We start from the raw sequence: 20,802 nt of genomic DNA, 5'->3' as shown, positions 1-20,802 counted from the left end.
GCTGTCGCGGCGTCTGCTGTCGGTCGGTCGGGTGGCCTGATGTCTGCGGTGGTGCGGCTGCTGTCGTGATGTCTGCGGTGGTGCGGCTGCTCGCGGTGCTCTGTTCCGGTCCTGCGTCCGCCGGTGCTGCGCCGGCTGTCGTACGGCAGCCGGGGCGGGACGCACGGAATATGTCCGGACCGGCCCCGAAACCCTTGCTACCGACCCGTAGCGTATCGGCGCGGATACCGTTCGGCAGTGCGGTGTTCACCACACCTAACCTGGCTTGCATGACGCCATCCGATGCGCCCGGGAACCGCTGGTCCGACCTGGACCGGCCACCGCTGAACGCCACCGCGCTGCGCCGTGCCCTGCTCCGCCCCGGCGGTCTGTGGACCTCCGTGGACGTGGTCCCCGCCACCGGCTCCACCAACTCCGACCTGGCCGCCGCGGTGACGGGCTCCCCGCCCGCGGTGGAGGGGGCGGTCCTGGTCGCCGAGGAACAGACCGCCGGACGGGGCAGGCTGGACCGGGTCTGGACCGCCTCGCCCCGCTCGGGGCTCTTCTTCTCGGTGGCGCTGCGACCGGGCCCCGAGGTGCCCGTCGAGCGCTGGGGCTGGCTGCCGCTGCTCGCCGGGGTCGCGGTGGCGACCGGGCTGAGCCGGGCCGCCGGAGTGGACACGTCCCTCAAATGGCCCAATGACCTGCTGGTGACCGTGGACGGGGAGGAACGCAAGGCCGGCGGCGTCCTCGCCGAGCGGGCGGGCGAGGACACCGTGGTCGTCGGCATCGGCGTCAATGTCTCGCTGCGGGCCGAGGAGCTGCCCGTCCCGGCGGCGGGCTCGCTCGCCCTGGCCGGTGCCGTGTCCACCGACCGCGATCCCCTGCTCAGGGCCGTGCTGCGGGCCCTGGAGCACTGGTACGGCCAGTGGCGCGGGGCCGGTGGCGACCCCCTGGCCTCCCGGGTCCAGGAGGCGTACGCGGCCGGGTGCGCGACCCTCGGCCGCACCGTCCGGGCCGAACTGCCCGGGGACCGCTCGCTGACCGGTGAGGCGGTGGCCCTGGACGGTGCCGGACGGCTGGTTCTGGCCATGGAGGACGGGACCCGCGAGGCGGTCGGCGCGGGGGACATCGTCCATCTGCGCCCCGCCGGGTGAGCGTCCGGCAGGGTGGGACGGGCGGGTACGGGGCAGGGGCGCCGGACCGCTCCGCCCCGTACCCGGGGCCCGGGGACGCCCCCTCCGTCGGCCACCCGATGAACCTCGGCAGGCGCCCGGACGTGAGCTAGGGCACACCTGCCGTATCGTTGAGGCGGTCGGGCGACAGAACGAGAAACGGCAGGACAGTGGGCAGGGAACGGGCAGGAGGCGGCTGGTGACCGGCGAACCGTCCACGTCCGGCGCGGGTGCGCCAGGAGGGTCCGCCCGGTCCGCGCATCCGATGCCCCACCACGCCGTCGACCACACGGCCGAGCCGACCGACGACCCCCTCGCCATCCGGCTGGAACAGCTCATCCTCGGCGCGGACCGCCGCTACACCCCCTTCCAGGCCGCCCGGACCGCCGGTGTCTCGATGGAGCTGGCGTCCCGCTTCTGGCGGGCCATGGGCTTCGCCGACATCGGCCAGGCCAAGGCGCTCACCGAGGCCGACGTCCTGGCGCTGCGGCGGCTGGCGGGCCTGGTCGAGGCGGGGCTGCTCAGCGAGCCGATGGCGATCCAGGTGGCGCGCTCCACCGGCCAGACCACCGCCCGGCTCGCGGAGTGGCAGATCGACTCCTTCCTGGAGGGGCTGACCGAGCCGCCCGAGCCGGGAATGACCCGGACCGAGGTCACCTATCCGCTGATCGAGCTGCTCCTGCCCGAGCTGGAGGAGTTCCTCCGCTATGTCTGGCGCCGCCAGCTCGCGGCGGCGACCGGCCGGGTGGTCCAGGCCGCCGACGACGAGGAGATGGTCGACCGCAGGCTCGCCGTCGGCTTCGCCGACCTGGTCGGCTTCACCCGGCTCACCCGCCGCCTGGAGGAGGAGGAGCTGGGCGAGCTGGTCGAGTCCTTCGAGACCACGGCCGCCGACCTGGTGGCCGGGTACGGCGGACGGCTGATCAAGACCCTGGGCGACGAGGTGCTGTACGCGGCGGACGACGCCGGGACGGCGTCCGAGATCGCGCTCCGGCTGATCGACGCGATGACACAGGACGAGACCATGCCCGCGCTGCGGGTGGGCATCGCCTTCGGGACGGTCACCACCCGGATGGGCGATGTTTTCGGGACCACCGTGAATCTGGCCAGCCGGCTCACCTCGATAGCGCCCAAGGACGCGGTGCTGGTGGACGGCGCCTTCGCCGAGGAGCTGATCCGGACCGGCGACGCGCCGAAGTCGGAGGCGCAGGCGGCCGAGGAGGCCGCGGCGGCGGAGAAGGAGGGCGAGGCGCCGCCCGGGTACCGCTTCTCGCTCCAGCCGATGTGGCAGCGGCCCGTCCGGGGGCTCGGGGTCGTCGAGCCCTGGCTGCTCGCGCGCCGCCGCTGACGGCCTGTCCGAGCCGCCACGGATCAGTCCGTTTCCGCGCGGCCGTTTCCGTCCGGCCCCCGACCGGTGGGCCCCGCGGGGCCGGTACGGGGCTGGACCGGCCGCCGGAGGGTGGGCCTATGATCCGGGTCAGGATGGTGAACCGTCGTTAACCGGGAGGGTGCCCCATGTCCGTGTCCGAGCAGCGGTTCGGCGAGCACGTCCTGGTCCGTACCCATGGCCATGTCGCCGAGTTGGTCCTCGATCGGCCCGAGGCGCTGAACGCGGTCTCCACCGGGATGGCCCGGTCGATCACCGCCGCCTGTGCCGCGCTCGCCGGGGAGAGCGCCGTCCGGGTCACCGTTCTCACCTCGTCCAACGACCGCGCGTTCTGCGTCGGAGCGGACCTCAAGGAGCGCAACGGCTTCTCGGACGAGGAGCTGCGGCGGCAGCGGCCGCTGGCCAGGGCCGCGTACACGGGGGTGCTGGAGCTGCCGATGCCCGCGCTCGCGGCGGTGCACGGCTTCGCCCTCGGCGGCGGCTTCGAGCTGGCGCTCTCCTGCGATGTGATCGTGGCCGACGCCACCACGGTGGTGGGGCTGCCGGAGGTGTCCGTCGGCGTGGTCCCCGGCGGCGGCGGGACGCAGCTCCTGCCCCGCCGGGTCGGTGCGGCGCGGGCGGCCGAGCTGGTCTACACGGCCCGCAGGGTGGCGGCGAAGGAGGCCCGGGAGCTGGGCCTCGTCGACCAACTCGGCGACGACGCCCGCACGGAGGCGCTGGCGCTCGCCGCCCGGATGGCCGCGAACTCGCCGGTGGGGCTGCGCGCCGCGAAGCGGGCCCTGCGGCTGGGGCAGGGGCTCGATCTGCGCTCCGGTCTTGAGGTCGAGGACGCGGCCTGGCGCTCGGTCGCGTTCTCCGGCGACCGCGCGGAGGGCGTGGCCGCCTTCAACGAGAAGCGGAAGCCGGTGTGGCCCGGGGAGTGACGCCCCCCGGCCCCGGCTCCCGGTCGCTGCCCCGGCGGTGGCCGGGGCCGTGTCCCCGGCCGTGGCTGTGTCCGCGCCTGGGCTCCTGCCTGGGCCCGTGCCTGGCCCGGGGCGGGCGTGGTCCGGCGGAACGGCCGGAACGATGGAATCCGCACCGGCTTCACCGATCAAAACACGCCAATCCTCCCTAAGCTGGTTTGATGGCTGAGGATCGGCGGCTGCGAGCCGTTGTGGCACTGGCGCAGGCGATGGCGGCGGCGCAGACCCCGCGGGAGTTCTGGCGGGCCGCGGCGCTGGGCGCGTGCTCCGCGCTGGGGGGTTCCTTCGCCGCGCTCTCGGTGTGGGAGCGGGCGCGGGGCAGGCTCAAGGTCCTGGTCAACGCGGGTGAACGGACCCCGGACGAGGAGGAGTTCCCCGAAGCGGAGACCTACCCGGTCAACCGCTTCCCCGAGATCACCGAATTCCTCCACGAACGCTGGGCGGGCGGCGGCGAACCGGACGCCTGGGTCGAGACCGCCGCTCCGGAGCCGGACGACCCCGGAACGGGCGGTTCCTGGGGAGCCGGGGCGGCCGGGGTCGGGAGACCCGTCGTCGTCGAGAATCCGTCGCAGGGGTACCGGCACCCCTCCGCGCCGCCGGACGGACGGGCCGCCGCGCTGCGCCGCAGGGAGCGCGGCTGCTGTGTGGTCGCGCCGATCGTGCTGCACGGGCGGGCCTGGGGCGAGCTGTATGTCGCCCGGCCCCTCGGCGCGCCCGTCTTCGACCGGGAGGACACGGATTTCGCCACCGTGCTCGCCTCGGTCATCGCCTCCGGGATCGCCCAGAGCGAGCGCCTGGAGGAGGTCCGGAGGCTCGCCTTCACCGACCCGCTGACCGGCCTCGGCAACCGCCGGGCCGTCGACACTCGGCTCGACGAGGCCCTGGAACGCCATCGCGCGGACGGCTCCGTCGTCAGTCTGGTCGTCTGCGACCTCAACGGCCTCAAGCAGGTGAACGACACCCAGGGGCACGCCGTCGGCGACCGTCTGCTGGAACGGTTCGGCTCGGTGCTCTCGTTCTGCGGGGCGATGCTGCCCGGCGCGCTCGCCGCCCGGCTCGGCGGTGACGAGTTCTGTCTGCTCTCCGTCGGCCCCTCCGCCGACGAGGTGGTCCGGGTCGCGGCGGAACTCTGTGTCCGGGCCGCCGCGTTGGAGCTGGGGGAGGGGGTGGCGTGCGGCGTCGCCTCCACGGGCGACCCGATCGGCCCGATCCGTACCGCCCGCCGGCTGTTCCGGCTGGCGGACGCCGCGCAGTACCGGGCGAAGGCCGCCCGCTCGCCCGACCCGGTCGTCGCGGGGCGGGACGGCGCGGTGCTCCGGCTGGCGGACACCCCGCCGCCCCACCCGGAGCGCGAGCGCCGCGCCTTCCGCGGCTCGCCGCCGGACGGCCCGCGCGATGCCCGCGATCCCCGTGACCCGCACGGCGCCGACGGCCGGCACGGCGATGACGTTCCGGATGTTCTGGACATCCCGGATGAGCCCTGGAGCGAACCGTAGTCCGGTGCCGGCGTCCGCTGGTGACGTCGTGACGTCGTGTACGTCGTGCCGCCGGGTGTCGTGTTCCTCGGGTGCGAGGGTTTTCCACCTCGGGGAGGGGTGGTGGACGGCTGCGCCCGAGCCGTCCCCGGGTCCCCGGGTCCGCGTGCGCTGCCAGGTGCCCCCGCCTCGTGCCCGGCCCGTGCCCGTCCGTGTCCCGGGCCGCGCCGCCCTGTACTCCGCTCGTCCCGCCCCGCGCACCGCCGTGCGTCCCGCCCGTGCCGCGCCCGTGTGGCCGCCGGGGCCGTGACCCTCGGGTGCGAGGGGCTTCCGGAGCCGGGCCGGAGTGGTGGACGGCTCCGTCCGGGCCGTCCCCGGGTCCGCGGTGCCGGTGCCGGTGCCGGTGCCGGCGCGGGTGCGCGTGCGCTGCCGGGTGCCCCGGCCCCGTGCCCCGGTCCCGTGCCCGTCCGCGTCCGTCCGTGCCCGTCCGCGTCCCGGGCGAGCGCCGCCGCGCGCATTGCCTGCGCGTCGCCTGTGCACCGCCGTGCGGTCCCGCCCCGGTGCCGACGCGGTGCCGGAGCGGTGCCGAAGTGCCGCCGGAGCCGGTCCCAAGGGCCGGGATCACCCCCGTTTTCCCCTGGTGACATGCAGCAATTCAATCCGTACGCTGCTGAATATGGATATGCATACCGTCGTGGTGGGGACGTCCGGTACCACCGCCGATGACGTCGTTGCCGTGGCACGCGAAGGCGCCCGGGTCGAGATCTCGGCCGAGGCCCGCACCGCCCTCGCCGCCGCCCGTTCCATCGTCGACACGCTCGCCGCCACCCCCGAGCCCGTCTACGGCGTCTCCACCGGCTTCGGCGCCCTCGCCAGCCGCCACATCGGCCCCGAGATGCGCGCCAGGCTCCAGCGCAACATCGTCCGTTCGCACGCCGCGGGCATAGGGCCGCACGTCGAACGCGAGGTGGTCCGGGCGCTGATGTTCCTGCGGCTGAAAACGGTCTGCTCCGGGCATACCGGCGTACGCCCCGAGGTCGCCGACTCCATGGCCGCCCTGCTGAACGCCGGAATCACCCCCGTCGTCCACGAGTACGGCTCCCTCGGCTGCTCCGGAGACCTCGCCCCCCTCTCCCACTGCGCGCTGGCGCTGATGGGCGAGGGCGAGGCCGAGGGCCCCGACGGCAGGCTCCGCCCCGCCGCCGAACTCCTCGCCGAACACGGCATCACCCCCGTGGAACTGCGGGAGAAGGAGGGCCTCGCCCTCCTCAACGGCACCGACGGCATGCTCGGCATGCTGGTCCTGGCCCTCGCCGACCTCCAGCTCCTCTACACCTCCGCCGACATCACCGCCGCGCTCAGCCTCGAAGCCCTGCTCGGCACCGACCGGGTCCTGGCGCCCGAACTGCACGCCGTCCGTCCCCACCCTGGACAGGCCGCCGCCGCCGCCAATATGAGCGCCGTGCTCAAGGGCTCCGGACTCACCGGCCACTTCCAGCAGGACGAGGCGCCCCGGGTGCAGGACGCGTACTCCGTGCGCTGCGCCCCGCAGGTGGCGGGCGCGGGCCGGGACACCGTCGCCCACGCCCGGCTGGTCGCCGACCGCGAGCTGGCCGCCGCCGTCGACAACCCCGTGGTCCTGCACGACGGCCGGGTGGAGTCCAACGGCAACTTCCACGGCGCGCCCGTCGCCTACGCCCTCGACTTCCTCGCGATCGCCGCCGCCGACCTGGCCTCCATCGCGGAACGCCGCACCGACCGGCTTCTCGACAAGAACCGCAGCCACGGCCTCCCGCCCTTCCTCGCCGAGAACCCGGGCGTGGACTCGGGGCTGATGATCGCCCAGTACACCCAGGCCGCCCTGGTCAGCGAGATGAAACGGCTCGCCGTGCCCGCGTCCGCCGACTCGATCCCGTCCTCCGCGATGCAGGAGGACCATGTCTCGATGGGCTGGTCCGCCGCGCGCAAGCTGCGGACCGCCGTCGACGCCCTCGGCCGGGTGCTCGCCATCGAGCTGTACGCGGCGACGCGCGGCGTCGAGCTGCGCCGGGGGCTGACCCCCGCGCCCGCCTCCCGGGCGGCCGTCGACGCGCTGCGCGCCGCCGGTGTCGAGGGCCCCGGGCCGGATCGTTTCCTCGCCCCGGAGCTGGAGGCGGCCGAGGTGTTCGTCCGGGACGGGCGGCTCGTGGCGGCCGTGGAGCGCGTCACGGGCCCGCTCGCCTGAGCCCCGCCGCGTCCCCGGCGGTACCCCGTACGGCCGGGGGCCGGTCCCTGCCCGGACCGGCCCCCGGCCGCTTTCCCGGCGGCCCGGCGCACCGCCCCCGCGGCCGTCACATCGGCGAGGAGTCGCGCCGCCGCACCGCGTACGTCACAAAGCCGATGCCGACCCCGAGGAAGGCGGTGCCACCGACGAGATACGGGGTGGTGTCGAAGCTGCCGGTCTCCGCGAGCCGCAGCCGCTGAGCGGTCGTCACACCGTCGGACCCGCGGACGAGGCCCGCCCGGTCGATGTCCCCGGTGCCCCGCGCGCCGTCCGTCCCGTCCGCCCTTTTCATCCCGTTCGTCCCGCCCGTGGCGGCGGTGCCGTCCGTGCCGTCGTCGGCGGCGGTGCGGTCGCCGCCGACGGTGGTGATCTGCCGCTGTCTCTCCGGGACGGCGCCCTGCTCGGCGGAGGCGTTCGCTGACGGAACGAACCACAGCGCGCACAGCAGGGTTCCCGCGGCGGTTGCGGTGAGTAGAGGTCGACGCGCGACGGAAACGGACACGATCTCCCTTGAGGCGTCCTGGAGTTGACCGGATGCGCAGATGGTAGTGAGAGGTGCGCGGCAGGGAAAATCCGGGGATAGCCGTCCCGGCGTAGGACTGCGCGGCGGTGCCAGGGAAGATGGTGGACCCGGATGGTTGCCCGGAGACAGGGAAGGCGAGAGTGGCGTTCCCCACATCGCCCGGGGAAATGAAACCGCGTGGCCCGATATGGGTGTTCAAGTAGGTAGTTCGGTCCAGGGGAATCGGCGACGATGGAGAAGCGTGTGATGACGGACAGCAAGCGGCGCCGGGGTGTGGCCGCCGCGGCAGCGGTGCTCAGCGGAGTGCTGGTGCTGTCGGCCTGCGGGGGCGGCGACGATCAGGCCAAGGACTCCTCGCCGCAGTCCCAGGCACAGGTCGACAAGGCCGCCGCCAAGAAGGTCTCGAAGGCGCGAATAGCCATAGCGCCGAAGAACGGCGCCACGAACGCGAGCATCAACAACGCGGGCAAGGTGACCGTCAGCGAGGGGAGGCTCATCGAGGTCGCGCTCACCACGGAGAGCGGCGCCCCGGTCAAGGGAACCCTGGCCGCCGACGCCAAGAGCTGGCAGCCCGACGAGCAGTTGGAGCGTTCCACCTCCTACCAGCTCTCCGCGAAGGCGAAGGACGACGCCGGGCTGACGGCCCACGAGAACAGCTCCTTCACCACGGTCTCCCCGTCCAACAGCTTCATCGGCAACTTCACCCCGGAGGCCGACACCACGGTCGGTGTGGGGATGCCGGTCTCGATCAACTTCAACAAGCCGATCGCGGACCGCAAGGCCGTACAGTCCGCGATCACCGTCTCCTCCACCGGCGGTCAGGAGATCGTCGGGCACTGGTTCAACAACCAGCGCCTGGACTTCCGCCCGGAGAACTACTGGAAGCCGAACACCACCGTCACCCTGAAGCTGGGCCTGGACGGGGTCGAGGGCTCCCCCGGCGTCGTCGGGGTGCAGCAGAAGACGGTGAACTTCAAGGTCGGCCGCAACCAGGTCTCGACCGTCGACGTCGCCACCAAGACCATGAAGGTCGAACGGGACGGCAAGACCGTCCGGACCATCCCGATCTCCGCGGGCGCCCCCTCCACGCCCACCTACAACGGGCAGATGGTGATCTCCGAGAAGTACAAGGAGACCCGGATGAACGGCGCCACGGTCGGTTTCGGCGGCGAGTACGACATCAAGGACGTCCCGCACGCGATGCGGCTCTCCACCTCCGGCACCTTCATCCACGGCAACTACTGGGGCGGCCGGGGCATCTTCGGCGGCGCCAACACCAGCCACGGCTGTGTCGGCCTGGAGGATGCGCAGGGCGCCGGCAACCCCGGTAAGCCCGGTGCCTGGTTCTACAACAACTCGCTGCTCGGCGATGTGGTGATCGTCAAGAACTCCCAGGACAAGACCATCGCCCCGGACAACGGCCTGAACGGCTGGAACATGGGCTGGGCCCAGTGGAAGGCCGGCTCCGCCGTCTGATCCCCCACTGATTCCCCCACCGGCTCCCCGGTACCGGGGCGGTGCCTCCCTCGCGGAGACGCCGCCCCGGTGCCGTGCCGGACGCTGGAAGTGCTGGTGCGTTCTTGACGCGATGCTGCGTTCTCGACGCGGTGCTGCGTTCTCGACGCGGTGCTGCGTTCTTGACGCGGTGCTGCGTTTTCGCTTGACGGGGCTGTGCCGGGAGCCGTTGATCGTTCAGGGTGGGGCCATGACCATCACCGACTTCAGCACGGTCGGCGCCTATGCCGCGCCCGCCGCCAAGGCTCCGCTCGAACGCACCACCATCCCCCGCCGTCCGCTGCGCGACCGCGATGTACTGATCGAGATCAAGTACGCGGGGATCTGCCACTCCGACATCCACCAGGTGACGGACGGCTGGGGCGCGGGCACCTATCCGATGGTCCCCGGCCATGAGATCGCGGGCGTCGTGGTGGCGACCGGCCCCGCCGTCACCCGCTTCGCCGCCGGTGACCGGGTCGGCGTCGGCGTCATGGTCGAGGCCTGCGGCGCGTGCGACGAATGCCGGGCGGGACAGGAGCAGTACTGCCCCCGCCACGTCGGCACCTACAACGACCGCGACCGGTACGGCGAGCTGACCTACGGCGGCTACTCCACCCACATCGTGGTCGACGAATCGTTCACCCTGCGGATACCCGAGAACCTTCCGCTGGCCGCCGCGGCGCCGCTGCTCTGCGCCGGAGTCACGCTCTACTCCCCGCTCGTCCACTGGAAGGCGGGACCGGGCAAGAAGATCGCCATCGTCGGTCTCGGCGGCCTCGGGCACATGGGGGTGAAGATCGCCCACGCGCTGGGGGCCGAGGTCACCGTGTTGAGCCAGACCCTGAAGAAGAAGGACGACGGGCTGCGGCTGGGCGCCGACCACTACTACGCCACCGCCGACGAGGAGACGTTCGACAAGCTGGCGGGGAGCTTCGACCTCATCATCTCGACGGTCTCGGCGCCGCTGCCGCTGGGCAGATATCTGAAGCTGCTGCGGACCGAAGGGACCCTGGTGCACCTGGGCGCGCCCGAGGTCCCCGTCGAACTGGAACTCTTCGATCTGATCGAGGGCCGCCGCTCCCTCGCGGGGTCGAACATCGGCGGGATAGCGGAGACCCAGGAGATGCTGGACTTCTGCGCCGAGCACGGGATCACCTCCGACGTCGAGGTGATCCGGGCGGAGCAGATCAACGAGGCGTACGCGCGGGTGCTCGCGAGCGATGTGCGCTATCGCTTTGTGATAGACGCCGCGACGATCTGACGGGCCCCGGCGCGCGCCCAAGTCGGCCCCGGCGGGCGCCCGAAGTCCGGCCCCGGCGGGCCTCGGGAGGTCCGCCGGGTCGCCGGGGGCACGCGCCGGGAGCGCTCGTCAGGTCGGCCGGGGTTCGCCGGGGGCGCTGGTCAGGTCCGCCCCGGGGGAGGTCAGCAGCCGTCGCCCGTCCCGGGCAGCCGGTAGCCGGACTCCAGCCGGTAGTCCCCGGCGCGCTCCACCGTCAGCCGGGTGTACTCGCCCTCCTCGCGCAGACAGGCCCCCTCGGCCCGCAGCCAGGGCGAGTACGCCACCCGCACGGTCACCGAACCCGCCGAAGGCATCCGCACCACCAGCTCCCCGGCGTCACCGCTGACCACCGCGGCGGGCGGGGAGACCAGCGGCACCGCGTCCGCGACCCGGTAGATGGTCCAGCCCTCGTCGGACCAGACCTTCTCCAGCCACGCGGGCTCACTCCGGACGATCTCCGCCTCGCCGAGGGCCGGACCGTCGATCCGGCCGTGCGGCAGCACCACGAGCCCCACCGCCCAGCGGTCGAGCCACTGCCGGTAGCTCTCCTCGGTCAGCGAGCCGTCGTAGAAGAGCCGTCCCCGCTCCTTGTCGAGCTGACGGTTCCAGCCGCGGGCCAGATTGATGTGCGGGGCGAGGACGGTGGCCTCCCGGTGGTTGCGCGCCGGGACCACCTCCACCCGGGTCCGCTCGGCACCGAGCCGCTCCAGCTCCCGCACCACGCCGTCCGTGTGCTGCGCCCACGCCGGGACCGCGGTGGAGACACCGAGGTCGTCCTCGGTCTTGTCGGCGAGCCAGGAGACGTTCACCACCAGGACCGCGACCAGCAGCAGCCGGGCCAGGCCGGCCCGGGACCGGCTCGGCCACGCGGACCTCGGCACCCCCGCGGACACGGTCAGCACCGCCGCCAGCAGCACCACGGGCCCCGCGAGCCCGGCGAGGCGTTCCACGTTCGTCCCGATCGGTGTCGGGATGAAGAACGTCAGCACCACACCCACGCCGTAGATCCCGGCGCCGTAGCGCACCAGGGGCCACGCGCGCGGGGCGGCCAGCACCACGGCGGCGGAGACCAGCAGCGGCAGCCACAGCTTCCCCGCCGGCATCGGCATCTCCCCGGAGAACGGGAAGAGGACCGTCGTCACCCCCACCACCAGGGCGGGCGGCAGCAGCAGCGCCACCGCGACCCGCGGGCGCCGGTCGAGGAGGTACGCGGCGCCCGCCACCACCAGGAAGAGCCCGGCGACCGGGCTCGCCAGCGTGGCCAGGGCCGCGCCGACGGCCGCCGGTACGGGCCTGCGGACGCACAACAGCGCGAGCAGCCCGATCGCGAGACCGAGTGCGAAGGTCGTCCGGCCGGACGCGAGATTGCACCAGACGACGACCGCGCCCATCAGCGCGGGCCACAGCGGCGCGCGCACCCCGCTGCGGACGACGAGGGCGGCCAGCGCCCAGGTCCCCAGCAGACCGGCGGCGACGGAGACCGTCCGCACGCCGAACAGCGCCATGAGCGGGGGAGCCAGCACGCTGTAGTTGACGGTGTGCATCCCCCCGTACCAGGAGAGGTTGTACGCCGACCCGGAGTGGTCCTGGGCGAAACGGGTCCAGGCGAACTGCGCGGCGAGATCGCCGCCGCCGGTGGCCAGCCAGAGCGCCCACACCAGATACAGCGGTACGACGGCCGCCGTCACGAAGACCGGCACACGCCAGGCTGCCGACGCCCAGCCCCGTGCGGAACCCGTCCCCCCGGCCGCCCGCTCGGACGACGACGGACCGTGACCGGCTCCGCACTCCCCGGAGCACTGTCCGGGTACCCCCGACCCCGCCGGCGCCTCCTGCCCCGCCGCCCCCGACTCCGCCGCCGTGCCGTGTCCGGTCCGCTGTGCCTGTCGCTCGCTGCTCCCCACGGCGACAACCCTACTGGCGGCGTCGGCCCGGGCCGGGGCGCGGTGTAACCGCCCGCGCCCCGGCCCGTTCCGGCGAGCGAGAGCCTTTCGAGTATCCGCTCCTGCCGGAACCGGCAGGAGCGTGATGCCGTCACCCGGCGGGCCAGCCGTGGACGCCCACCTCACTGCGCCGAATGCTTGCCTCCGCACGCATCAGCGGATGGCGGGAGCCACACCCCGTGTGATGCGTGGGAGGCCACGCGCCCGCTGCTCGGAGAGATCGTCACGGAGGCCGTGTGGCCCGCCGTCATCAGCCGCGAGGGCTCCCATGTGACGAGATCAAGGCAGCGCGCCAGATCCGGAGAGAAACCCTTGGCGGCTGGGCAGCCAGCTCCACGGCTTCAGGCAGCCACCTTGGGGCGAGCCTCGAAGATCGGGGGCCCATCGGGTCCATTGCCGGGCAGGTCCACAGGCCGCCCGAATCGCGGAACCTTGCAGGCTCCCGAATCTCTCGCCCCATGGCCGCTCCCACTCAAAGCCGCTCAACCGACTCTTATTCAATCCCTATTCGGGCCCTTAGGGCCTGAACTTTTCAGTCCCAATCACGGGAATTACGCCCTCGCCATCAAGGGACTTCAGAGTCCCAAGCAGCTTCCCCTGGGCCCAGCTGTTCCATGACTTGGCAATCAAATTGTAGGATACTCGACGCCCTGCGCTCGTTCCCAGTAGCACGCGATCCCGAAAGAATCGATTCCTGAGGACGAGGCGAGGGTCTTTGGCATCCATATTGGCGCCGGAAATAAGACCGCTGGCCCAATCCTCGATCTTGCCTTCATGGTTCGTTCGTGCTGCTTGTGCCAGTACCGCCAGGTGGGTGGGCTGATTGATTCCGGAGGCTCGATACGACGCGGCGGCAATTGGGGCCATGGTCGTAAGCTCCGGCCATGCTGCAACCGCCCTCAAGATGTCTGAAGTTGCGGCTTTTGTATCATAGAAGCCATCGAAAAGAGTGACAGGCTCCCACATCTTGTACATCTGTCCGATAATCCTGGCCGCTGCGGCCACGATAATTCTATGCGGAATCTTGAGGAGCTGGGCGGCTTGCCTGCGATGTCCTGAGTCGAGTACATCAAAGGTCTCTGCTTCGCAATTAGGAATGACAAGCATCTCCACCGAAGCGCCCGAAAGCTTAATGCCCATCAGCCTGTGCTGCCCGTCGAGCAGCATTCCATTTTTATCGAACGCGATGCCCTGGTGTGTCGTCCTCCATGCCCCATTGGCCATGTCCTTCGCGTAGCGTTCGTACACGGTGTCGGAGAGGACGCGATTATGGGTGGGATTGCAGTGATTCAACCAGATCTCGGCCATGACTGGAGTAATGATCATGTATTTGGGTCCAAGCGGCAGGGCCGGGAAATCGATCATGCTTCACTGCATCCCTTCGTGCTGATGTCTCCTCCCCTCTCATGATTCCAGCACTTCAAGTCGAATTCATGCAGCTGTCCTCAAGTGATGCGTTTATGTGTTTACCGGCGTAAAAAGATCTCTCATCGCTTATTCCGTGTCACCGTTTGATCGTGCGCGCTTCATCTTTGATCGATGCCCCGCTGTCACCGCTCGGCAATGTCCCGAACATGTCAGTCACTTTTCGCCCTCAGGCAGAACGTCGAGTGCCCACCTGTGTGGCAACGCCAACGCACTGCAACGGGCGAGTAGGAGCCTCTGAACTGTCGGATCGGAGAACCGTGGGCAACAGCGGGTGTCGGAACGGTCCCGCTAGGCCGTTCCGCCACTGTTTCTGCTGGTCACAACCCGATTGAGGCCGCAAAGCCTTCTGGGGCCAAGCTCATGGCCATGCTGAATGGCGTACTGGCCGGCGTGCATTGAGCTCGACCTCACCCAGACTCCTCCCGCCTCATCATTCCCTCCTTGAACACCCGTACCGCGGTGAAGGCAGCCTCAGCCGTAGGTAGCGCAGGTGTGACGGGCTCACGTCCGTCTGGCCGCGACGCATTCTGCTCCGTCGCCGCCGCGACAACGACCTCTGGGTGCTGCCCGGCGGCGGGATGGACATGGCCTATTCGCTTCCCGGTACGGCGCTGCGTGACGTCAGGGAGGGGACGGGTCTCGATGTCTCTGGGATGACTACTTCTGCTCAGGGTCCGGGGCGGGGGCGACGCCGATCGGACAACTGACGCCCGTGCCGCCGATGCCGCAGTAACCGGCCGGATTCTTGTCCAGGTACTGCTGGTGATACGCCTCGGCCGGATAGAAGGGGAGGCCGTCGGCGGGCAGGATCTCCGTGGTGATCGTGGAGTGGCCGGACGCGGTCAGGACCTTCTGGTATGCCTCGCGGGACGCCTTGGCGGTGGCGGTCTGCTCGGGGGAGTGGGTGTAGACCGCGGAGCGGTACTGGGTGCCCACGTCATTGCCCTGGCGGAAGCCCTGGGTCGGGTCGTGGGACTCCCAGAACACCTTCAGCAGCCGCTCATAGCTGATCTCGGCGGGGTCGTAGACCACGCGGACGACCTCGGTATGGCCGGTCAGCCCGGAGCAGGTCTCGTCATAGGTCGGATGCGGGGTGCAGCCGCCCTGGTAGCCGACGAGTGTCGTCCACACACCGGGGAGCTGCCAGAACTTCCGCTCGGCACCCCAGAAGCAGCCGAGGCCGAAATCGGCGGTCTCCAGACCCTCCGGATAGGGCCCCAGCAGCGGATTGCCGAGGACGGTGTGGCGCTCCGGGACGCCGAAGGCGGGCTCCGGGCGGCCCTTCAGCGCCTGCTCGGGGGTGGGGAGCTGAGGGGAACGGGACAGGAACATACGGGGCTCCTCGAAATGGCCGGGCTTCAGGGGAACGAACGGGCCGCTCCCGGCATTCCCCGTTCCGCTTCCGTGCACCCCCAGGGACGCGGGCGGGGGCTCAGCGCGCGTGCGACAGATTGATGGCCAGATCGCGGAACGCGCAGTACTCCGCGACCGGATCGGGGGACTCCGTCCAGGGGAACGCGCCCACATGTCCGTCGATCCGCCGGAACTGCTCCAGTGCCGGGGCCGCCCTCCCCTGGCGCACCAGGAAGTACGCGAGGACATGGCGGATCTCCGCCAGATGGGGATGGCCGGGGTCGGCGGCGGACGCGTCCTCGTGCAGCCGGTCCACGGCCGCCATCACCTCCCGCTCCCGGAAGGCCCGCCCGTCCGCGTCGGCGGGCCGGTGGTCCCACCAGGCCAGCAGCCACAGCGAGCTGAGCAGCAGGCCCGGCGGCGCGGCGAGCCCCGCGCGTTCGGCGAAGGAGAAGGCCAGGTCGCGGGAGCCGTGCCAGCGGGCGGACCAGTACTGGAGGGCGCTGCGGTGGGCGCTCAGATGGTACGGGTCGAGGGCGACCGTGCTGCCCCACAGCCGGTGCATCTCCTGGTGCGGGCGGTTCAGCCCGATACCGCGCCAGATGTCGGCCACATAGGGCGAGGGGTCCCGTTCGTCCAGCTCCTTGGCCCGGGTGATGTCCTGTCCCGCGCGGCTCAGGATGCGGAAGAACCCCTCCGACTGCTCCGGGGACATCCGTCCGCCCCGGGCCCCGGCCCGGATCTCCCAGGCCAGGTCGATCATGGCGGTCGCCTGGACGGCCGCGGCCCCGGGGTCCTCGGGCCGCTCGGACCGCCAGCGCTGGAGCCAGACGTCGTTCCGCCGGGCCGCGCCCGCCAGCTCCCCGATCACGGCGGTACGGCGCTCCCACTCCTCGCCGGTGGCGGCGAGGAGGTCCGCCCCCGGCCGCCAGTCGCCCGCGCGGGCCGCCGCGACCACCCGGTCCAGCTCCGGAGCGGGCGCGGGCCGCCCGGTGTTCTGGCGCTCCCGGGGCAGCAGCCCCAGCTCGGCGATGCGCTCGGCGCTGACGGGGCGGTCGGCCCGGCGTCCGGGCCACAGCCCTCGCCCGGGGGCGAGGGAGCGCAGCGCCTCCAGCGGCCGGCGGGGCCGGGGCGATCGTCGGGGCCGCGGGGACGGCGAGGGGTGCGGTGGCCGTACGTGCTCCGGGTACTCCGGGTACTCCGCGTACTGCTGGGGCGGGTGCTCCGGGTACTCAGCGGGTTGCGGGTACTCCGGCGACCGCGGGTACTCCGGGGATCGCGGCGAACGACGCGAGAAGAGGGACATCGGTCCGGCCCTTTCCATGGCCGCGGAGACGCGCCCCGGTCCGCCCCCTCGTGAGGAATCCGCCCCCGTGGACCCGCCCCCTCGGATGGGACCCGCCGGTCACCCCGCCGTGCGCGCGGAGTGACGAAGGTGTGGCGGAGTGGTGCGGGGGAGTCGGAGTATCACTCCGCGCGGCCCCCACTGGCAACCACGGCTCCAGGCCACCGGCCCGCCCTTGGCAGGATCGGGGCGCCGCCGGCCGAGGAGCGGGGTCGGCGGCCGCGCCGCCGACCGGGGCGGTCAGGGCGCCAGCGTCGCCGGGCTGCCGCCGTTCGCCTCGTATCCGGCCACGGCCAGATTCCGGTACACCGTGTACTCGGCGGCCGGGTCCTCGCTCTTCGTCCACGGCAGCGCGCCCACATGGCCGTCCACCCGTACGAGCTGCTGCATCGCCTCGCCCCAGCGCTCCGCGCCGACCAGGAAGAGGACCAGCAGATGCCGGACGTGCGGCAGCACCGGGTCGTCCTCGCGCGCCGAGTGCGCCGTGTACAGGGCGCCGTCCATCGCCTTGCTCACCACCGCGCTGCGGTAGAAGTTCTGCACCATGACGAGGTCGGGGATGTGCTCGTACACCGCGAACAGCGGGAGCGCCGCGAGCAGCGAGCCCTGCGGGGCCCGGGCGGCCGCGGTCGTCGCGAAGTGGTCGGCCTCCGCCCGGCTGCCGTGCCACTTCTCGCTCCAGTACGGGAGCGCCGCCAGATGGGCGCCCATGTGCTGCGGGGCGCGGTCGATCACCATCGCCCACACCTGGTCGAACTGCTCGTGCGGGTAGCCGAGGCCGCGGGCGACGGCCAGCTCGACGATGTACGGGACGGGGTCGCCGGGGGCGAGCAGGGCGGCGTCGGCGCAGGCCGTGCGCGCCTCGTCGAGGATGATCCGGAAGTCGTCGGAGCCGACGGCCGACGAGCGCCACGCCTGCTGCACCAGGAACTCCGCGTGCACCTGGGCGCCGCCCGCGTCCTTCGGGGACTCCAGCCGCCAGGTCCGCAGCCAGGCCCCGCCCGCGCCGGGCTTGCGCTGGAGCTCCAGCGCCGCGGCACCGGCGAACGCCTGCACCCGCTGCCAGCGCAGCTCGCCGCCCTTGGGGGTCCCGGCCAGGAGCTGGGACGCGGCCCGCCAGTCCTGTGTCTGCTGGACGATGCCGAGTACGTCGAGGAGGTCCTGGTCGGGTCCGGGCAGCCGGATGTCCTGCAACTCCTGGCGCAGGAAGCCGTAGCTCACGGGGTCCGCCGCGTCGGGCGCGTCGGGCGCGACCTGGTGGATGCCCACGGCGCGGCGGCGCAGCACAAAGGGGACGACGATCGCGGCGAACATCCCCATCGCGATCAGGAACCAGAGAATCTCCATGCGCTCATTGTCCCGGACGCCACCGACATCCGGCCACGAGTGCGCGGACACGGGCCACCACGGCGCACCACCGCAGGTCGGGAGTGCGCCACCGGGGCTCTCGTCCCGCTCTCCGCGGGCGGCGCGGGGACCGCCGCCGCGGCTACGCTCGGCCCATGAGCCACCAGGACAGCAGCAGCTTCGAGCATCTCGAAACCATCGCCATTCACGCGGGCAACACAGCCGACCCGCTGACCGGTGCGGTCGTCCCGCCCATCTACCAGGTGTCCACCTACAAGCAGGACGGTGTGGGCGGGCTGCGCGGCGGCTACGAGTACAGCCGCAGCGCCAACCCCACGCGCACCGCCCTGGAGGACAACCTCGCCGCCCTGGAGGGCGGTCGCCGCGGGCTCGCCTTCGCGTCCGGTCTGGCAGCGGAGGACTGCCTGCTGCGGGCGCTGCTGAAGCCGGGCGACCATGTGGTGATCCCCAACGACGCCTATGGCGGTACGTTCCGCCTCTTCGCCCGGGTCGTCGCCCGCTGGGGCGTCGAGTGGTCCGTCGCGGACACCTCCGACCCGGCCGCGGTGCGGGCCGCCGTCACCCCGGCCACCCGGCTGATCTGGGTGGAGACCCCGTCCAATCCGCTGCTCGGGATCACCGACATCGCGGTGGTCGCCGAGATCGCGCGGGGCGCCGGGGCCCGGCTCGTCGTGGACAACACCTTCGCGAGCCCCTATCTCCAGCAGCCCATCGCGCTCGGCGCCGATGTCGTCGTCCACTCGCTGACGAAGTACATGGGCGGCCACTCCGACGTCGTCGGCGGCGCGCTGGTCGCGGCGGACGCCGCGATCGGCGAGGAACTGGCGTTCCACCAGAACGCGATGGGCGCGATCGCGGGGCCCTTCGACTCCTGGCTGGTGCTGCGCGGCATCAAGACGCTGCCGGTGCGGATGGACCGGCACAGCGAGAACGCGGGACGGGTCGCCGAGATGCTCACCCGTCACCCGAAGGTGACGCGGGTGCTGTACCCGGGGCTGCCGGAGCACCCGGGCCACGGGATCGCCGCCAAGCAGATGAAGGCGTTCGGCGGGATGGTCTCGTTCCAGGTCGAGGGCGGGGAGGAGGCCGCCGTCGCGGTCTGCGACCGGGCACGGCTCTTCACGCTCGGGGAGTCGCTGGGCGGCGTGGAGTCCCTGATCGAGCACCCGGGCCGGATGACGCACGCCTCGGTCGCGGGCTCGGCGCTGGAGGTGCCCGCCGATCTGGTCCGGCTGTCCGTGGGCATCGAGGCGGTGGACGACCTGCTCGCCGATCTGGAGCAGGCTCTCGGCTAGCAGGCCCTCGGCTGCGCCGCCGGGCGTCCCGGGCCGCCGGGGCTGTCGCGCCGCCGGGCAGGCCGGGCACGCCGGACCGCCCGGGGCCGCTGAGCTGTCGCGTCCGCCCCGGCCGGTGAGCTGGTGGGCCCGTGAGCCGCTGAGCTGCCGCTTCCGGCCCCAGCCGGTGCCCCGCCGCGGGCACCGGCCCGGCCGTCCCGGGGTGGCAGGGGTTGCTGTCCCGGACCGTCCCGGGACACGGAGGAATCCGTTCCGGGATACGGAGGAACGATGCGGAGGAACGCGGAGGAGCACGGAGGAGGGACGCGGAGGAATACGGAGGGCCGGTCCGTGGCGGCGGTCAGACCGGCGCCTTCTCGTCCTCCAGCAGGCCGCGGACCTGTTCCCGCAGCTCAGGGGTGTCCTCATGGCCGTGGACCGAGACGGCGTGCTCGGTGGCGGCCCGGACGACCTCATCCTCGGTGCCCGTGATGGTGAGGGTGCAGCCCGACTCGCTCGGGAACCGGCGGCAGTCGGCGACTTTCCTGGTCATGACGGCCTCCTCGGGGCCATGTCGGCGCCCTCGGCACAGGGTGCCGCTCGTTCCAGAATAGGCCGGTCACCACCCGTCGAGCGGGGGTGTGACCTCGCTGTGCGCGGGCTCCCGGGGCAGTTCCCCCACGGCCCGGACGGCGAGCGCGGCCACCGCCGCGAGCAGCAGGACGGCGAGGGCCCGCAGCCCCGCCCGGCGCCGCCGTATCCGCTCGCCGCGCCGGGCCGCCCGGACGGCCAGCCCCTCGGGGACCGGCCCCGGCGGCCCCGCCAGCATCCGGGCGACCCGTTCCTCCTTGCGGCTGCGCCTGTGACTGCGGTTGCGGTCCACGGCTCAGGCCGCCCGGTCCGCCGCGGTGCGTACGGGACGCGTGGGACCCGTGGGAGCCGGGGAGGTGACGGGGGACAGCGCGGCGGGGGAGCCGGCGGCGCAGAGCGAGGCCACCGCCCGGCGGGAGAGCGCCCGGACCCGATCCACCGTCAGCCCGGCCAGGACGGCGATCTGTTCATCATCCACCGATTCATACAGGCGCAGTACGACGATCAGACGTTCGCGAGCGGTCAGCGTACGCAGAACGCCGTCGCGCACCGGACGGTTCCAGGGTGTCCAGCCGGACGGTACCCGGGCGAAACGGGTCAGCAGCTCCTGGCGGGCGACCTGATAGGGGTCCTCGCCGCGCAGCCGGTCCCAGCGAGCCCAGGTCCGGGCGAGCGCGTGGGTGACCAGGCGCCGGGCATGGGGGTTCGCCGTCGGCCGTTCGGCCGTGAGCAGGGTGGCGACATGGAGCAGTCGCCCGGCCGCGCCCGTGACGAACTCCTCGAACTCACGGGCGCGGCGACGATGTGCCACCGCCTGCCGCGTGCTCACGTCCTCATCTAGAGGCAGGCCGGTGGCCGGGGTCAAGGGGCGCGCGCGGAAGGGGCGTGCGCGGGGAGAGGTGTCGCCGGAGACGTGTGGACGGGAGGCATCGCACCGGCGGGGGACGGTCGGCCCGGGTG

The 20,802-nt window shown here is 72.4% G+C and carries 17 protein-coding genes and 1 pseudogene; 9 read left to right on the top strand and 9 right to left on the bottom strand.

The annotated features are described in order from the left end of the window. The first annotated feature begins 269 nt into the window (after window positions 1–269). The 5 genes from CRV15_RS09305 to hutH all read left to right on the top strand — a co-directional run bounded on the left by CRV15_RS09305 (window position 270) and on the right by hutH (window position 7,202). Window positions 270–1,136, top strand: a complete 867-nt coding sequence (locus CRV15_RS09305) for a biotin--[acetyl-CoA-carboxylase] ligase (RefSeq protein WP_009997388.1) — start codon at window positions 270–272, stop codon at window positions 1,134–1,136. A gap of 217 nt (window positions 1,137–1,353) precedes the next feature. Beyond that, entirely contained in the window at window positions 1,354–2,502 is a 1,149-nt protein-coding gene (locus CRV15_RS09300; RefSeq protein ID WP_003961615.1) for an adenylate/guanylate cyclase domain-containing protein, read from the top strand. A 167-nt stretch (window positions 2,503–2,669) separates the two neighbouring features. Continuing rightward, window positions 2,670–3,464, top strand: coding sequence for an enoyl-CoA hydratase-related protein (locus CRV15_RS09295; protein WP_003961616.1), 795 nt, complete (start codon window positions 2,670–2,672; stop codon window positions 3,462–3,464). 200 nt (window positions 3,465–3,664) lie between these two features. Beyond that, window positions 3,665–4,999, top strand: coding sequence for a sensor domain-containing diguanylate cyclase (locus CRV15_RS09290; protein WP_003961617.1), 1,335 nt, complete (start codon window positions 3,665–3,667; stop codon window positions 4,997–4,999). Window positions 5,000–5,654: 655 nt separating this feature from the next. After that, on the top strand, window positions 5,655–7,202 hold the full coding sequence (hutH, locus tag CRV15_RS09285) for a histidine ammonia-lyase (RefSeq protein WP_003961618.1): 1,548 nt from the start codon (window positions 5,655–5,657) through the stop codon (window positions 7,200–7,202). 106 nt (window positions 7,203–7,308) lie between these two features. Here the strand turns inward: hutH and CRV15_RS09280 are convergent, their stop codons facing one another. Then, complete coding sequence (locus CRV15_RS09280; protein ID WP_003954894.1) at window positions 7,309–7,743, bottom strand: hypothetical protein; 435 nt, start codon at window positions 7,741–7,743, stop codon at window positions 7,309–7,311. A 252-nt stretch (window positions 7,744–7,995) separates the two neighbouring features. Between CRV15_RS09280 and CRV15_RS09275 the strand changes: the two genes are divergently transcribed. Together CRV15_RS09275 and CRV15_RS09270 are read left to right on the top strand one after the other, a co-directional pair. Beyond that, on the top strand, window positions 7,996–9,240 hold the full coding sequence (locus CRV15_RS09275) for a L,D-transpeptidase (RefSeq protein ID WP_003961619.1): 1,245 nt from the start codon (window positions 7,996–7,998) through the stop codon (window positions 9,238–9,240). A 229-nt stretch (window positions 9,241–9,469) separates the two neighbouring features. Next, window positions 9,470–10,522 (top strand): NAD(P)-dependent alcohol dehydrogenase, encoded by a 1,053-nt coding sequence (locus CRV15_RS09270; RefSeq protein ID WP_003954892.1) that lies wholly within the window; start codon window positions 9,470–9,472, stop codon window positions 10,520–10,522. A gap of 161 nt (window positions 10,523–10,683) precedes the next feature. Here the strand turns inward: CRV15_RS09270 and CRV15_RS09265 are convergent, their stop codons facing one another. Together CRV15_RS09265 and CRV15_RS09260 are read right to left on the bottom strand one after the other, a co-directional pair. Further along, window positions 10,684–12,240 carry a hypothetical protein gene (locus CRV15_RS09265; RefSeq protein WP_003961621.1) on the bottom strand — a complete coding sequence of 519 codons (1,557 nt, stop codon included), beginning with the start codon at window positions 12,238–12,240 and terminating at the stop codon, window positions 10,684–10,686. Window positions 12,241–12,999: 759 nt separating this feature from the next. Continuing rightward, window positions 13,000–13,848 carry a hypothetical protein gene (locus tag CRV15_RS09260; protein WP_003954890.1) on the bottom strand — a complete coding sequence of 283 codons (849 nt, stop codon included), beginning with the start codon at window positions 13,846–13,848 and terminating at the stop codon, window positions 13,000–13,002. A gap of 584 nt (window positions 13,849–14,432) precedes the next feature. On the opposite strand from CRV15_RS09260, the pseudogene CRV15_RS35890 reads away from it, so the two are divergent. Further along, window positions 14,433–14,558: pseudogene (locus CRV15_RS35890) on the top strand (DNA mismatch repair protein MutT); the annotation flags it as partial. 10 nt (window positions 14,559–14,568) lie between these two features. On the opposite strand, the gene msrA reads toward CRV15_RS35890, so the two are convergent. From msrA to CRV15_RS09245, 3 genes are all read right to left on the bottom strand, one after another. Beyond that, the gene (msrA, locus tag CRV15_RS09255) at window positions 14,569–15,243 is read right to left on the bottom strand and encodes a peptide-methionine (S)-S-oxide reductase MsrA (RefSeq protein WP_003954888.1); all 675 of its coding nucleotides are present in this window, start codon (window positions 15,241–15,243) and stop codon (window positions 14,569–14,571) included. Window positions 15,244–15,343: 100 nt separating this feature from the next. Beyond that, on the bottom strand, window positions 15,344–16,570 hold the full coding sequence (locus CRV15_RS09250; RefSeq protein ID WP_009997394.1) for a hypothetical protein: 1,227 nt from the start codon (window positions 16,568–16,570) through the stop codon (window positions 15,344–15,346). Between the two features lie 279 nt (window positions 16,571–16,849). Then, the gene (locus CRV15_RS09245) at window positions 16,850–17,956 is read right to left on the bottom strand and encodes a hypothetical protein (protein WP_003954886.1); all 1,107 of its coding nucleotides are present in this window, start codon (window positions 17,954–17,956) and stop codon (window positions 16,850–16,852) included. Window positions 17,957–18,111: 155 nt separating this feature from the next. Here CRV15_RS09245 and CRV15_RS09240 point away from each other — a divergent pair, with 155 nt between their 5' ends. Continuing rightward, window positions 18,112–19,272 carry a cystathionine gamma-synthase gene (locus CRV15_RS09240; protein ID WP_009997395.1) on the top strand — a complete coding sequence of 387 codons (1,161 nt, stop codon included), beginning with the start codon at window positions 18,112–18,114 and terminating at the stop codon, window positions 19,270–19,272. Between the two features lie 340 nt (window positions 19,273–19,612). Here CRV15_RS09240 and CRV15_RS09235 read toward each other — a convergent pair whose 3' ends face one another. The 3 genes from CRV15_RS09235 to CRV15_RS09225 all read right to left on the bottom strand — a co-directional run bounded on the left by CRV15_RS09235 (window position 19,613) and on the right by CRV15_RS09225 (window position 20,653). Further along, the gene (locus CRV15_RS09235; protein ID WP_003961626.1) at window positions 19,613–19,804 is read right to left on the bottom strand and encodes a DUF1059 domain-containing protein; all 192 of its coding nucleotides are present in this window, start codon (window positions 19,802–19,804) and stop codon (window positions 19,613–19,615) included. A gap of 66 nt (window positions 19,805–19,870) precedes the next feature. Then, entirely contained in the window at window positions 19,871–20,134 is a 264-nt protein-coding gene (locus tag CRV15_RS09230; protein ID WP_029183023.1) for a hypothetical protein, read from the bottom strand. 3 nt (window positions 20,135–20,137) lie between these two features. Then, entirely contained in the window at window positions 20,138–20,653 is a 516-nt protein-coding gene (locus CRV15_RS09225; protein ID WP_003954885.1) for a sigma factor-like helix-turn-helix DNA-binding protein, read from the bottom strand. Between the last annotated feature and the right edge of the window lie 149 nt (window positions 20,654–20,802).

The organism is Streptomyces clavuligerus (assembly GCF_005519465.1).
Lineage (GTDB): Bacteria > Actinomycetota > Actinomycetes > Streptomycetales > Streptomycetaceae > Streptomyces > Streptomyces clavuligerus.
This window is presented reverse-complemented; position numbering and strand designations above follow the sequence as displayed.

Bases quoted from the DNA above. Each gene is read 5' to 3' on its own strand.
- CRV15_RS09305 (WP_009997388.1), top strand. From the start codon at position 270: ATGACGCCATCCGATGCGCCCGGGAACCGCTGGTCCGACCTGGACCGG.
- CRV15_RS09295 (WP_003961616.1), top strand. From the start codon at position 2,670: ATGTCCGTGTCCGAGCAGCGGTTCGGCGAGCACGTCCTGGTCCGTACC.
- CRV15_RS09290 (WP_003961617.1), top strand. From the start codon at position 3,665: ATGGCTGAGGATCGGCGGCTGCGAGCCGTTGTGGCACTGGCGCAGGCG.
- hutH (WP_003961618.1), top strand. From the start codon at position 5,655: ATGGATATGCATACCGTCGTGGTGGGGACGTCCGGTACCACCGCCGAT.
- CRV15_RS09275 (WP_003961619.1), top strand. From the start codon at position 7,996: ATGGAGAAGCGTGTGATGACGGACAGCAAGCGGCGCCGGGGTGTGGCC.
- CRV15_RS09270 (WP_003954892.1), top strand. From the start codon at position 9,470: ATGACCATCACCGACTTCAGCACGGTCGGCGCCTATGCCGCGCCCGCC.
- CRV15_RS09260 (WP_003954890.1), bottom strand. From the start codon at position 13,848: ATGATCGATTTCCCGGCCCTGCCGCTTGGACCCAAATACATGATCATT.
- msrA (WP_003954888.1), bottom strand. From the start codon at position 15,243: ATGTTCCTGTCCCGTTCCCCTCAGCTCCCCACCCCCGAGCAGGCGCTG.
- CRV15_RS09250 (WP_009997394.1), bottom strand. From the start codon at position 16,570: ATGTCCCTCTTCTCGCGTCGTTCGCCGCGATCCCCGGAGTACCCGCGG.
- CRV15_RS09245 (WP_003954886.1), bottom strand. From the start codon at position 17,956: ATGGAGATTCTCTGGTTCCTGATCGCGATGGGGATGTTCGCCGCGATC.
- CRV15_RS09240 (WP_009997395.1), top strand. From the start codon at position 18,112: ATGAGCCACCAGGACAGCAGCAGCTTCGAGCATCTCGAAACCATCGCC.
- CRV15_RS09235 (WP_003961626.1), bottom strand. From the start codon at position 19,804: ATGACCAGGAAAGTCGCCGACTGCCGCCGGTTCCCGAGCGAGTCGGGC.